The organism is Modestobacter sp. VKM Ac-2985 (genome assembly GCF_026967925.1).
Lineage (GTDB): Bacteria > Actinomycetota > Actinomycetes > Mycobacteriales > Geodermatophilaceae > Modestobacter.
In genome coordinates this window covers 381305-393982 of sequence record NZ_JAPVBI010000003.1, presented here as the reverse complement: position 1 = coordinate 393982, position 12678 = coordinate 381305, and the positions used below count along the sequence as shown (strand labels likewise).

Annotated in this window: 12 protein-coding genes; 7 read left to right on the top strand and 5 right to left on the bottom strand. The window is 74.4% G+C overall.

Annotated features, from left to right (window positions below; all coding sequences use genetic code 11):
* Positions 1–2 precede the first annotated feature (2 nt).
* From O2V61_RS17915 to O2V61_RS17905, 3 genes are read left to right on the top strand one after another with little or no spacing between them, the layout of a single operon-like run.
* Positions 3–1904 carry a branched-chain amino acid ABC transporter ATP-binding protein/permease gene (locus O2V61_RS17915; protein ID WP_269184626.1) on the top strand — a complete coding sequence of 634 codons (1902 nt, stop codon included), beginning with the start codon at positions 3–5 and terminating at the stop codon, positions 1902–1904.
* Positions 1905–1956: 52 nt separating this feature from the next.
* A complete protein-coding gene (locus tag O2V61_RS17910; protein ID WP_269184625.1) occupies positions 1957–2745 on the top strand; it encodes an ABC transporter ATP-binding protein in 789 nt (262 codons plus the stop codon).
* Complete coding sequence (locus O2V61_RS17905; RefSeq protein ID WP_269184624.1) at positions 2742–3956, top strand: alpha-hydroxy acid oxidase; 1215 nt, start codon at positions 2742–2744, stop codon at positions 3954–3956. The genes O2V61_RS17910 and O2V61_RS17905 overlap by 4 nt, the downstream gene beginning before the upstream one ends.
* 11 nt (positions 3957–3967) lie before the next feature.
* Here O2V61_RS17905 and O2V61_RS17900 read toward each other — a convergent pair whose 3' ends face one another.
* The 4 genes from O2V61_RS17900 to pdhA form a co-directional block, all read right to left on the bottom strand.
* Positions 3968–4393, bottom strand: coding sequence for a thioesterase family protein (locus O2V61_RS17900; RefSeq protein WP_269184623.1), 426 nt, complete (start codon positions 4391–4393; stop codon positions 3968–3970).
* Between the two features lie 74 nt (positions 4394–4467).
* Positions 4468–5850, bottom strand: a complete 1383-nt coding sequence (locus O2V61_RS17895) for a dihydrolipoamide acetyltransferase family protein (protein WP_269184622.1) — start codon at positions 5848–5850, stop codon at positions 4468–4470.
* Positions 5847–6851: an alpha-ketoacid dehydrogenase subunit beta gene (locus tag O2V61_RS17890; RefSeq protein ID WP_269184621.1), complete on the bottom strand. Its 1005-nt coding sequence runs from the start codon at positions 6849–6851 to the stop codon at positions 5847–5849. Before O2V61_RS17890 ends, O2V61_RS17895 begins: the two co-directional genes overlap by 4 nt.
* Positions 6848–7942, bottom strand: a complete 1095-nt coding sequence (pdhA, locus tag O2V61_RS17885; RefSeq protein WP_269184620.1) for a pyruvate dehydrogenase (acetyl-transferring) E1 component subunit alpha — start codon at positions 7940–7942, stop codon at positions 6848–6850. The genes O2V61_RS17890 and pdhA overlap by 4 nt, the downstream gene beginning before the upstream one ends.
* Positions 7943–8073: 131 nt before the next feature.
* Here pdhA and O2V61_RS17880 point away from each other — a divergent pair, with 131 nt between their 5' ends.
* Entirely contained in the window at positions 8074–8529 is a 456-nt protein-coding gene (locus O2V61_RS17880) for an Lrp/AsnC family transcriptional regulator (protein WP_269184619.1), read from the top strand.
* A 122-nt stretch (positions 8530–8651) separates the two neighbouring features.
* On the top strand, positions 8652–8876 hold the full coding sequence (locus tag O2V61_RS17875) for a hypothetical protein (protein WP_269184618.1): 225 nt from the start codon (positions 8652–8654) through the stop codon (positions 8874–8876).
* 15 nt (positions 8877–8891) lie between these two features.
* On the opposite strand, the gene O2V61_RS17870 is transcribed toward O2V61_RS17875, so the two are convergent.
* A complete protein-coding gene (locus tag O2V61_RS17870) occupies positions 8892–10295 on the bottom strand; it encodes a short-chain fatty acid transporter (protein ID WP_269184617.1) in 1404 nt (467 codons plus the stop codon).
* 194 nt (positions 10296–10489) lie between these two features.
* Between O2V61_RS17870 and O2V61_RS17865 the strand changes: the two genes are divergently transcribed.
* Together O2V61_RS17865 and gdhA are read left to right on the top strand one after the other, a co-directional pair.
* Positions 10490–11215 (top strand): HpcH/HpaI aldolase family protein, encoded by a 726-nt coding sequence (locus O2V61_RS17865; RefSeq protein WP_269184616.1) that lies wholly within the window; start codon positions 10490–10492, stop codon positions 11213–11215.
* An 87-nt stretch (positions 11216–11302) separates the two neighbouring features.
* A complete protein-coding gene (gene gdhA / locus O2V61_RS17860; protein WP_269184615.1) occupies positions 11303–12652 on the top strand; it encodes an NADP-specific glutamate dehydrogenase in 1350 nt (449 codons plus the stop codon).
* Positions 12653–12678: the final 26 nt, after the last annotated feature.

Here is a 12678-nt window from a genome sequence, read left to right as displayed (position 1 = left end):
CCGTGACCCGTCGACTGCCCCGCATCGGGGCACACCGCCGCCGCAGCCGGCGCGGCGACGTCATCGGCATCGCCGTCGTCGCGCTGCTCATGCTGGCGCTGCCCCTGGTGGCCTCCTCCAGCGTGATCAACGTCGGGGTCTACGCGCTCATCTACGCCCTGGCCGCGCTCGGGCTCTCGCTGCTCATGGGGCTGGCCGGCCAGGTCAGCCTCGGCCAGGCCGGCTTCTTCGCGATCGGCGCCTACACGCAGGCCGTGCTGGTCACCCGGTACGAGTGGAGCGGGCTGCCGGCGTCGGTGCTGGCGGTGGCGGTGACGATGACGGCGGCGCTGCTGGTCGGGCTCCCGCTGCTGCGGCTGCGTGGCCACTACCTGGCCCTGGCCACCCTCGGCTTCGGGATCATCGTCACCGTGCTGGCCACCGAGTCCGACTTCCTCGGCGCCACCTCGGGCATCTTCGGCATCACCAAGCCGGAGTTGAACAACCGCACGTACAACTCGCCGACCGAGTACTACCTGCTGCTGGTCCCGGTCGTGCTGCTCGGGCTGTGGCTGGCCCGCAACATCGTGGAGAGCCGGATCGGCCGGGCGCTCGGCGCCGTCAACGACTCCGAGGTCGCCGCCGAGTCCCTCGGCGTGGACACCTTCCGGCTGCGGGTGCAGGTCTTCGTGCTGTCGGCCGCCTACGCCAGCGTCGCCGGGACGGCGTTCGCGCACTGGCTCGGGGTGATCAACCCGAACGCGGCCAACTTCCCGCTGTCGGTGAAGTTCCTGCTGATGGCGGTGCTCGGCGGGGTCGGCAGCGTCTACGGCGCGGTCGTCGGGGCCTTCGCCGTCGAGGGGCTGGACGACGGGCTGCGCCGGCTGATCCCGGAGCTGCTGCCCGGCGCGGTCGGCGAGGTGCAGTTGATCGGCTTCGGCATCCTGCTGACCACGATCATGATCTTCCTGCCCGGTGGTCTGCACCAGCTGTGGACCGGGGCTCGCCGACGGATGGCCGGCGACACCTCTGCACCGGTCCCCGAGGACGAGGGGGAGGCGAGGCTGGAGCCGGTGGCCGACGACGTCCCGCTGCTCGCTCGGGAGGGCCGGCCGGCCCCGGGCACGCCGTTGCTGGAGGTTCGCGGGCTGACCAAGCGCTTCGGCGGGGTCACCGCCGTCGACGACTTCGACCTCACGGTGGCGGCCGGGGAGATCGTGGCGCTGATCGGGCCCAACGGCGCCGGCAAGACCACCGCCTTCAACATGATCAGCGGGGCGGTGCCCCCGACCGCGGGCGAGGTCACGATGGCCGGCACCCGGGTGGAGGGGCGCAAGCCGCACGTGTTCGCCCGGGCCGGGGCCACCCGCACGTTCCAGAACCTGCAGATCTTCGCCTCGGCGACGGTGCTGGGGAACGTGATGGTCGGCCGCCACCTGCGCAGCCGTTCCGGGATGCTGGGGGCCGCGCTGGTGCTGCCGGCCCGGCGCGAGGAGCGCGCCGTCGAGGAGTCCGCACGCGAGCTGCTGGAGCTGCTCGGGCTGGGGGAGGACGCCGACCGGCTGGCGGTCGACCTGCCCTTCGGCCGGCAGCGGCTGGTCGAGATCGCCCGGGCCCTGGCCCTGGACCCCGACCTGCTGCTGCTGGACGAGCCGATGGCCGGCCTGTCGGGGACCGAGCGGCGCGAGCTGGCCCGGTTGCTGCGCCGGCTGCGCGCCGGCGGCATGGCGATCGTCCTGGTCGAGCACGACGTGGAGGCGGTGCTCGCGCTCGCCGACCGGGTGGCCGTGCTGGAGGACGGCGTCCGGATCGCGCTGGGCACACCGGACGAGGTGCGGCACGACCCGGCGGTGATCGCGGCCTACCTGGGCGTCGAGCCGGAGGACGAGGCCGCGACCGCGGCCGCCGAGGCAGGCACCCCGTGAGCCGGCCGGTCACGGACGGACCGGCCCGCCCGGTCCCCGAGGAGGGACGGTCATGAGCCTGGAGGTCCGGGGACTGCACGCCGGGTACGGCCGGCTGGCCGTGCTGCACGGCATCGACCTGACCGCGGGGGAGGGCGAGCTGGTCGCCGTGATCGGCGCGAACGGTGCGGGCAAGTCGACGCTGCTGCGGGCGCTGTCCGGGCTGCTGCCGGTCACCTCCGGGACGGTGCACCTGGCCGGCACCGACGTGACCGGGTACGGGCCGGAGAAGCTGGCCCGCACCGGGCTGGCGCACGTGCCGGAGAACCGGCTGGTGTTCCCGTCGCTGAGCGTCGCCGACAACCTGGTGCTGGGTGGCTACACCCGGCGGCGGGGGCCGGCGGCCGCCCGGAAGGAGGCCCGCGACCGGGCGATGGCGCTGTTCCCGCGACTGGAGCCGCGACTGGAGCAGGCGGCCGGCACGCTCTCCGGCGGCGAGCAGCAGATGTTGGCGATCGCCCGCGGGCTGATGGCCCAGCCGCGGGTGCTCGTGCTGGACGAGCCGAGCGTCGGGCTGGCGCCGCGGCTGGTGGGGGAGATCTTCTCCGCCCTCGGCCAGCTGCGCGACGACGGGCTGACCCTCGTGGTCGTGGAGCAGAACGCCCGGGCCGCCTTCGCCGTCGCCGACCGGGTCTCGGTGATGGACCGCGGACGGGTGGTCCTGGAGGGCGACCCGGCCGCCCTGTCGACCGACCCGCGGGTGTCCGGCGGCTTCCTCGGCGGCGGCTTCGCCGCGGACGCCGACGCGACGACCGAGGCAGCACCCGCCACCGGCGCGACGCGGGCGGCCGACCGGCGGTGACCCCGGCGGAGATGGTGGCGCTGCTGCGGGTGCAGCGACCGGAGCCGGACGGCGACCGGCGTCGGCTGGCCCGCTGCCACACGGTCGCGGACCTGCGGACGACGGCCCGTCGGCGGCTGCCGCGGGCGGTCTTCGACTACGTCGACGGCGCCGCCGAGGACGAGGTCACGATGCGCCGCAACCGCACCGCCTTCGACGAGTGGGAACTGGTGCCCTCGGTGCTCCGCGACGTCGGGGAGGTCGAGCTCGGGACCGAGGTGCTCGGTGCCCGCTCGGCCCTGCCGCTGGTGCTGGGCCCGACCGGGTTCACCCGGATGGTCCACCCGGACGGCGAGCTGGCGGTGGCCCGGGCGGCCGCCGCCCGCGGCATCCCCTACACCGCCGCCACCCTGGGGACGACGTCGCTGGAGGACATCGCCGCAGCCGGCACCGCCGCCGCGGGCAGCGCGCCGCAGTGGTTCCAGCTCTACGTGTGGCGGGACCGCGGGCTGTGCACGGAGCTGATCAGCCGGGCCCGGGAGGCCGGGTACCGCGCGCTGGTGCTGACGGTGGACACCCCGGTGCCGGGTGCTCGGGAGCGCGACCTGCGCAACGGGCTGACCATCCCGCCGGAGCTCGGGCTGCGCACGCTCGCCGACGGTGCCCGGCGGCCGCACTGGTGGTGGGGGCTGCTGCGCTCGGAGGCGGTCACCTTCGCCAACGTGCGGCACGTGGCCGGCGGGCCGCAGGCGGTGATGGAGTTCGTGGGCCGGCAGTTCGACCCGACCGTGACCTGGGACGACATCGGCTGGATGGTCGAGGCGTGGGGCGGGCCGTTCGTGGTCAAGGGCGTGCTGACCGCCGCTGACGCCCGGCGGGCCGCGGAGGCCGGGGTGGACGCCGTCGTGGTGTCCAACCACGGGGGGCGCCAGCTGGACCACGTGGGGGCGACGCTCACCGCGCTGACCGAGGTGGTGGACGCCGTCGGCGACGACCTCGAGGTGCTCGTCGACTCCGGCTTCCGGCGGGGCACCGACATCGCCACGGCGTTGGCCCTGGGCGCCCGCGCGGTGCTGCTGGGCCGGCCGCAGCTGTACGGGCTGGCCGTCGCGGGTCAGGCCGGCGTCGAGCGGGCGGTCGACCTGCTGGCCGCCGAGCTGCGCCGGGCGCTGCAGCTGCTCGGGGTCACCGACGTCGCGCAGCTCGACCGCTCGGTGCTGCGCCGCCGCTGACCCCGGGGAGCTCAGCCGCGGGCCGCCCGCGCGGCCGGGCCGATCCGCTGCTCCAGCAGCTCCTCGGGCAGCACCACCTGCACCGTCGTCCCGCGGCCGAGCTCCCGGCCCTGGGCGTCGGTCGCCGTGCAGGCGCAGGTCAGCCGGTTGCCCGAGACCTCCGTGCAGCGGGCCACCACCGTGACGGTGTCGCCGACCCAGCTGGGCCCCAGGTGCTCGACCGCCACCGACCGGCCGATCCCCGCCGAGCCGGGTTCGAGGTGCTGCAGCAGCAGCTTGCGGCCGGCCTCCTCGAAGTGCTTGGCCATGCTGTAGGTCGCGTAGACCGGGTGCACCGGGCCCAGTTCGTCGAAGTGCACGGTGAGCTCGGGGGTGACGACGACGTCCAGCGTCGCGGTCGCCCCCACGGGGACGGTGAGCACGGGGGTGTCGGGCACGGGGCCCTCCTCGGGCGCCGGGGCCGGCAGGGACCCGGGGGTCCCCGCCGGCCGGGTGGGCAGCGGTCGGCCGGTCACAGCCGGGGGATGGCCGACGCCGGGTCCTCGATCGCGTCGGCCACCGCCCGGATGAACCCCGACGCGGTGCCGCCGTCGCAGACCCGGTGGTCGAAGACGAACGACATCTGGGTGATCTTCCGGACGACGATCTCCCCGTCGACCACCCACGGCCGGTCGAGGATGCGGCCGAAGCCCAGGATCGCCACCTGCGGGTGGTTGATGATCGCCGCGCTGCCGTCGACCCGGAAGCCGCCGTAGTTGTTCAGCGTGAAGGTGCCGGCGGCCAGCTCCTCCGCGCTCGCCTTCCCCTCGCGCGCCCGGGCGGTGAGCGCGCGGATCTCCCGGTCCAGCTGCTCGGTGGTCATCGTGTCGGCCCCCAGCACCGCCGGGACGACGAGCCCGCGGTCGCTCTGCACGGCCAGGCCCAGGTTGACCCGGTCGTGCTCCACGATCTCCTGGCGCTCGGTGTCCAGCCGGGAGTTGAGCACCGGGTACTGGCGCAGCGCGGCGACGGTGAACCGGGCGAGGTAGGCCAGCAGCCCCGGCCCGGGGTCGGTCGCGGTGCGCGCGCTCTCCCGCAGCTCGACCAGCGGGGTGGCGTCCACGTCGACCCAGACGGTCGCCTCGGGGATCTCCGACCGGCTGCGGGACAGCGCGGCCGAGACGGCCCGGCGGAAGCCGTTGAGCGGGATCCGGCGTTCGCCGTCGCCGGACGGAGCCGCCGGGGAGGTGGCCGGCGGCTCGACCTCGGGAGCGGCCGGCTCGGCAGAGGCCAGCTCGACGTGGGCCCGGGTGATCACCCCGCCGCCGTTGGCCGCGGCCAGCTCGTGCAGGTCCACCCCCTTCTCCCGCGCCAACTTGCGGACCAGCGGGGAGACGACCTGCGGCACCCCACGGGGACCGCCGGACTCCTCAGCAGCGACGGCGACGGGGTCCGGAGCCGGGTCGGGCGCCGGGGCGGCGGCCGCTGGTGCGGCGACGGGCAGCCCGGACGACCGGGGGCGGCGCCGCCGTCCCGAGCCCGTGCTGGCCGTCGTGCCGTAGCCGATCAGCACGTTCCCCGAGCCGGCCTGCTCCTCCTCCCGGTAGGCCTCGGCCTCGGGGGAGTCGGCGGCGTCCGGCTGGACCGGTGCGGCGACCGGCGCGGGCGCGGACTCCGCCGCGGCCACGGTGATCAGCGGCCGGCCGGTCAGCACGGTCTCGCCCTCGGCGGCGTGCAGCGTGGCCACCCGCCCGGCGAACGGGGTGGGGACGTCGACCACCGACTTCGCCGTCTCGACCTCCACCACGATCTGGTCGACGGCGACGACGTCGCCCTCGGCCACCAGCCAGCGGACCACCTCGACGTCGGTGAGGCCCTCGCCCAGGTCGGGGAGCAGGAAGGTCTCCTCGCTCACGACAGGTCCCACTGCAGGTCGTCGACGGCGTCGAGCACCCGGTCGACCCCGGGCAGCTGCACGTGTTCGAGCTTGGGGGCGGGGAAGGGGATGTCGAAGCCGACGGCCCGGCGGACCGGTGCGGCGAGGGAGTGGAAGCACCGCTCGGTGACCCGGGCGACGATCTCGGAGGCCACGCTGGCGAAGCCGGGGGCCTCGGCGACCACCACGGCCCGCCCGGTGGAGCGCACCGCGGCACAGACCGTCTCGTCGTCGAACGGCACGATCGACCGCAGGTCGACCACCTGCAGGCTGCGCCCTTCCTGGGCGGCGACCTCGGCGGCCTCCAGGGCGACCGGGACGGACGGGCCATAGGCGATCAGCGTGGCGTCGGTGCCCTCGCGGCGGATCATCGCCCGCCCGATGCCGGGCAGCTCGGCGCCGAGGTCGACCTCCTCCTTGGTCCAGTAGAGCTTCTTGGGCTCCATGAAGACGACCGGGTCCGGCGAGGCGATCGCCGCGCGCAGCAGCCGATGGGCGTCCGCGGCGTTGGCCGGGGTGACGACGTGCAGGCCGGGGGTGTGCGCGTAGTAGGCCTCGGAGGAGTCGCAGTGGTGCTCGACCCCGCCGATCCCGCCGGCGTAGGGGATCCGGATGACCATCGGCAGGGACACCGTGCCCCGGGTCCGGTTGCGCATCTTCGCCACGTGGCTGGTGATCTGCTCGAACGCCGGGTAGGCGAAGGCGTCGAACTGCATCTCGACCACCGGCCGCATGCCGTTCATCGCCATCCCGACGGCCATGCCGACGATCCCGGACTCGGCCAGCGGCGTGTCGAAGCAGCGGGTGTCGCCGAACTCGGCGGTGAGCCCGTCGGTGATCCGGAAGACGCCGCCCAGCGCGCCGACGTCCTCCCCGAAGACGACCACCGAGTCGTCGGCGGCCATCGACTCCCGCAGGGCGCGGTTCAGCGCCTGCGCCATGGTGAGCTTCTCGTGCCCCGTCGTCGCAGTGCTGGTCATCGGTGCGCGTCCTCTCGGCTCAGCTCGTCGGCCACGACGGCGGCCTGCTCCACCAGCTGGGGTGTCGGGGTGGCGTACACGTGCGCGAACAGCTCGGCGGGCTCCGGGGTGGCGTCCCCGGCCAGCTCGGTGCGCATCCGCGCGGCGAGCTGGTCGGCGTCGGCGGTGACCGCGGCCAGCCGGGCGTCGTCGAGCAGGTCGTGCTGGCGCAGCCAGGTCTCCAGCCGGGCCAGCGGGTCGCGCTCCGCCCAGCCCGCCACCTCGTCGTCCTGGCGGTAGCGCCGGGAGTCGTCGGCGTTGGTGTGCGGCTGCATCCGGTAGGTGTGCGCCTCGACGAGCTGCGGGCCCTCGCCGGCCCGGGCCCGCGCCATGGCGGTGCCCAGCACGGCGAGCAGCGCGGCCACGTCGTTGCCGTCCACCCGCTCGCCCGGGACCCCGTAGCCGATGCCCTTGTGCGCCAGCGACGGGGCGACCGACTGCCGGGCCAGCGGGACCGAGATGGCGTACTGGTTGTTCTGCACCAGGAACACCACCGGCGCCCGGAACACCGCGGCGAAGTTCAGCGCCTCGTGGAAGTCGCCCTCGCTGGTGGCGCCGTCACCGCACAGCGCGAGCGCGACGGTCGGCTCGCCCCGCAGCCGGGCGGCATGGGCCACACCCACCGCGTGCAGCAGCTGGGTCGCCAGCGGGGTCGCCTGGGGAGCGGTCCTGTGTTCGTGCGGGTCGTAGCCGGAGTGCCAGGCGCCCTGCAGCGGCAGGAACGCCTCGGCCACGTCGACGCCGCGCAGCACCACGGCCGCGGTGTCCCGGTAGGTGGGGAAGAGCCAGTCGTCGTCGGTGAGCACCTGGGCGGCGGCCACCTGGCACGCCTCCTGCCCGTGCGAGGAGGGGTAGACGGCGAGCCGGCCCTGGCGGGCGAGGGCGGAGGCCTGGTCGTTGATCCGGCGGGCGGTGGTCAGCCCGGCGAAGGCGCGCAGCAGCGCGGCGTCGTCCGGCAGCTCGCGCGTCGCCTCGGCCACGGTCCGACCGGTCGGGTCGATCAGCTCGACGGGGTGAGGTGACGGCAGGAGGAGATCCAGGTCACGTGTCATGGTGGGATCGTCGTGGAGGCGTCATCTGCACGCCAGGACCTGGCCGGATGTGAGATCTTGTCGCGCCGAGCCGGTCCGCATCGAGCCAGGTGTCCAGCGCGGGACAGCGAAACGCACGGAGGAGAAGACACGTGGCCAGTGGCCTGGACGACATCGACCGCCGCATCCTCGACGAGCTGACCGCCGACGGCCGGATGCCCATGCGGGCGCTGGCCGAGAAGCTGCACATCTCCCGCGCCAACGCCTACGCCCGAGTCGAGCGGCTGCGCACCTCCGGGGTGATCCGTGGCTTCTGCGCCGACGTGGACCCGGTCGCGGCCGGGCTGGGCACGTCGGCCTACGTCACGCTGAACACGCGGCAGGCCGACTGGCGGCACGTCCGGGAACGGCTGCGCGCCATGCCGGGCATCGCGCACATCGGCCTGGTCGGGGGCGAGTTCGACGTCATCCTGCTGGTACGGGCGCGGGACAACGCCGACCTGCGGCGGCTGGTGCTCGACGAGATCCAGGGCATGCCCGGGGTGCTGAGCACCCGCACGCTCCTGGTGTTCGAGGAGCCCCCGCCGCTGGCCTGCACCCGGGTCTGACGGGCTGGCAGTCCTCCGGCGGTCGGTGGCGTTCCTGCCGCTGGCACCCCGGCGTCGGTGGGAGCATCGTGGGGACACGGCACCTCGTCCGAGGCGCTGGTACGGGAGACGGGGGGAGCCCGGTGGAGCTGTTCCTGTTCCTGGCCCTCGGGGTGCTGGTGTTCCGCGCCCTGGGCCGGAGCTCCCGGCCGGAGTCCCCACGAGCCCGCCCGCGCACCGACACCTGGCTGGACGGCGTGGTCGACCCCGTCGTCCGACTGGCCGGTGACGTCGCCCGCGGGGCGCAGGCCCTCACCCGGCTGGACGCCACCAACCGGGCGCGGAAGGGCCGGTCGCCCTGGAGCTGACCGGCCCGCCCGCCCTCAGCCGAACACCCCGAGCAGCAGCGTCACCGTGCCGAAGACCAGGCCGGAGGCGATCAGCGTGACCGTCGTGTACCCGAGGATGTCGCGCATCTTCAGCCCGGCGATCGCCAGCACCGGCAGGGCCCAGAACGGCTGGATCATGTTCGTCCACTGGTCGCCGTAGGCGATCGCCATGATCGCGACCGCCGGGTCGACCCCCAGGCTCTGCGCGGCGTCGAGCATGACCGGCCCCTGGACGGCGAACTGTCCACCGCCGGAGGGGACGAAGAAGTTGACGACGCCGGCGGAGAGGAAGGCGAGCAGGCCGAACGTCGCCGGGGTGGCGATGTCGACGACGGCGTCGGAGAAGACGGCGATCAGGCCGGTCGTCGACATGATCCCCATGATCCCGGCGTACAGCGGGAACTGGAGCAGGATCTCCCCGACGTTGGCGGCGGCGTTCTTCACCAGCGCGATCAGCTCGAACGGGTTGCGGACGAGCAGGAAGATCAGCGCCAGGAACGTCCAGTTGACGATGTCCAGGGTGGCGGTGCCGCCGTCGACGTAGTGGTGCACCAGGTAGGCGACCAGCGCCAGCCCGACCAGGGTGGTGACCAGCCGGCTGCCGTCGACCCGGTCGGCTGGGGTGACCACCTCGTCGTCCAGCGCCACCCCCTCGGCGTCGCGCACGTCGGCCGGCAGCTCGATCACCCGGTCGTCACCGCGAGGTGCGACCGCGGCCAGCGCGAGGCCGACGACCAGGATCGTGGCCACGGCCGCGGTGATGTTCCACCAGGTGAAGATGGTCTCGCTGATCGGGATGGTGCCGCCGAGGGTCTCGGCGAGGAAGGAGTCCTCGGTCGCGGCGGTGAGCGGGCCGGAGCCCGAGTAGCCCATGTGCCAGATGACGTAGCCGGAGTACCCGGCGGCCACCAGCAGCGGGAAGTGCAGGCGCTGTCCCCGCTCCCGCCCCTGGACGGCGAGCTCGCGGGCCAGCAGCGCGCCGACGACCAGGCCCAGACCCCAGGTGATCAGCGAGGCGAGGGCCGCGATCACGAAGACGTAGAGGTAGGCCTGCAGCGCCGTCCGGGGCACGGCGGCCAGCCGGGTGAGCAGCCGCCGCACCGGGCCGGTGTTCGCCAGCGTGTGCCCCAGCAGCAGGATCAGCGCCATCTGGGTCATGAAGGCCAGCAGCCCCGACAACCCGTCGCCCCAGCCGTCCAGGACGTCGATCGGGCCGGCGTCGGTCAGCAGCAGCGCGAGCGCGGCGACGACGAAGGTCAGCACCACGGCGAAGACGAGTGCGCTGGGGATGTACCGCTCGACGACGGCGTTGACCGGCCGCATCAGCGTGGAGAGGCCGCCCGACCGGCCGGCTGGGCTGGATGCGGGCTCGGTCCCGGTCCGTGGGGTCCTGGTCATCAGTGCTCGCTCTCGGGAAGGCCGGGTGGCGGGGGCCACGCCGGGATCGGCGGTCAGGGCACGGGCTGCACGGCGACGGGGTCCGACGACGGCAGCGGCGACCCAGGGATCCTGGCACCCGCAGGGGCCGCTGTGCGCGCGGCGAGACGGCAGACTGGTCGGGTGCTGGTGAGCGTGCGGGTGGTGGCGGGCCGGTGAGCCCGGGTGGCGTCGGTGCCCTGCGGGCGCGATGGGCGGCCGGGGAGGCCTGTCACGGGATCTGGAGCCAGCTGCCGGGCGCGGTGACCGCGGAGCTGCTGGCCGGCACCGGCGCGGACTACGTCGTGCTGGACCTGCAGCACGGCGCGCTCGCCGAGGCAGAACTGCCCGGGGTGACGGCGGCGGTCACCCTGGCCGGCGCGGTGCCGCTGGTGCGCACCCGCAGCGCGCACGCCACCGACGTCGGCCGGCCGCTGGACCTGGGCGCCCACGGCGTCCTGGTGCCGACCGTGTTCGGCGCCGACCACGTCCGGGAGGTCGTCGCCGCCTGCCGCTACGCGCCGCGCGGCAACCGGTCGGCCGGCCGGCTGTCCGGCGGGGCGGACCAGCCGCTGGTGCTCGTGGTCCTGGAGACGGCCGAGGCGCTGGCGGAGCTGGACGCCGTCCTGGCCGTCGACGGCCTCGACGGGGTCTACGTCGGACCGGTCGACCTGGCCGCGTCCCTCGGGCTGGCCGGGGACGGCGAGCGGCTGCAGGAGGTGCTGTCCGCCGTCCTCACCCGGGCCCGGGCCGCCGGGATGCCGGTGGGCGTGCACGCGTTCGACGGGGCCGGCGCGGCGGTCCACGCGGCGGCGGGGGCGACGATCGTCACCGCGGCGATGGACACCACCGTGCTCGCCACCGCCCTGGCCGAGCAGCTGCGGCTGGCCCGCGGCGCCTGAGGCCGGCCCGGGCACGCCCGGCCCGACCTGCGGGGTGCGCCGGGCAGTGGTGAGCTGGGGACCCGACAGCGACGACGGGAGCCGCGCATGCGCACCGACGTGTCAGAGGTGGTCGAGCAGATCTACCAGGACGTCCTGCGACGGAACCCAGGGGAGACCGAGTTCCACCAGGCGGTGCGGGAGGTGCTGGACTCACTGGCGGTCGTCCTGGCCCGGCACCGCGAGTACACCGAGATGAAGACGATCGAGCGGATCTGCGAGCCGGAACGGCAGGTCATCTTCCGGGTGCCGTGGCAGGACGACCGCGGCGAGGTGTGGATCAACCGGGGGTTCCGGGTGGAGTTCAACTCGGCGCTGGGGCCCTACAAGGGCGGGCTGCGCTTCCACCCGTCGGTCAACCTGGGCATCGTGAAGTTCCTGGGCTTCGAGCAGGTCTTCAAGAACGCGCTCACCGGCATGCCGATCGGCGGCGGCAAGGGCGGTTCGGACTTCGACCCCAAGGGGCGGTCCGACGCCGAGGTGATGCGCTTCTGCCAGTCCTTCATGACCGAGCTCTACCGGCACCTGGGCGAGTACACCGACGTCCCGGCCGGTGACATCGGGGTCGGCGGGCGGGAGATCGGCTACCTGTTCGGCCAGTACAAGCGGATCACCAACCGGTACGAGTCCGGCACCCTGACCGGGAAGGGCCTGGGCTGGGGCGGTGCGCAGGTGCGCACCGAGGCGACCGGCTACGGAGCGGCCTTCTTCGCCGCGGCGATGATGGAGGTGCGCGGTGACTCCTTCGACGGCAAGCGGGTGACCGTCTCCGGCTCGGGCAACGTCGCCGTCTACGCGATCGAGAAGGTGCACCAGCTCGGCGGCACGGTGGTGGCCTGCTCGGACTCCAGCGGCTACGTGGTCGACGAACGCGGCATCGACCTCGAGGTGCTCAAGCAGGTCAAGGAGGTCGAGCGGGCGCGGATCAGCGGCTACGCCGACCGGGTGTCCTCGGCTCGCTTCGTCGCGGGCGGCAGCGTCTGGGACGTCCCGTGCGACGTCGCGGTCCCCAGCGCCACGCAGAACGAGCTGGACGCCGACGCGGCCACGGCACTGGCCGGCCACGGGTGCGGCTACGTCGTCGAGGGGGCGAACATGCCCACCACGCCGGGCGCCGTCCGGGTGCTCCGCGACGCCGGGGTGGCGTTCGCGCCGGGCAAGGCGGCCAACGCCGGCGGGGTGGCCACCTCCGCGCTGGAGATGCAGCAGAACGCCTCCCGCGACCGCTGGACCTTCGAGCACAGCGAGCAGCGGCTGGAGGAGATCATGCGGGGGATCCACGCCCGCTGCCACGAGACGGCCGAGGAGCACGGCGCCCCCGGCGACCTGGTGCTCGGCTCGAACGTGGCCGGCTTCCTGCAGGTCGCCGAGGCCGTCCACGCCCACGGCCTCGTCTGATCGACGCCCCGCGGCCGGCCGGGCAG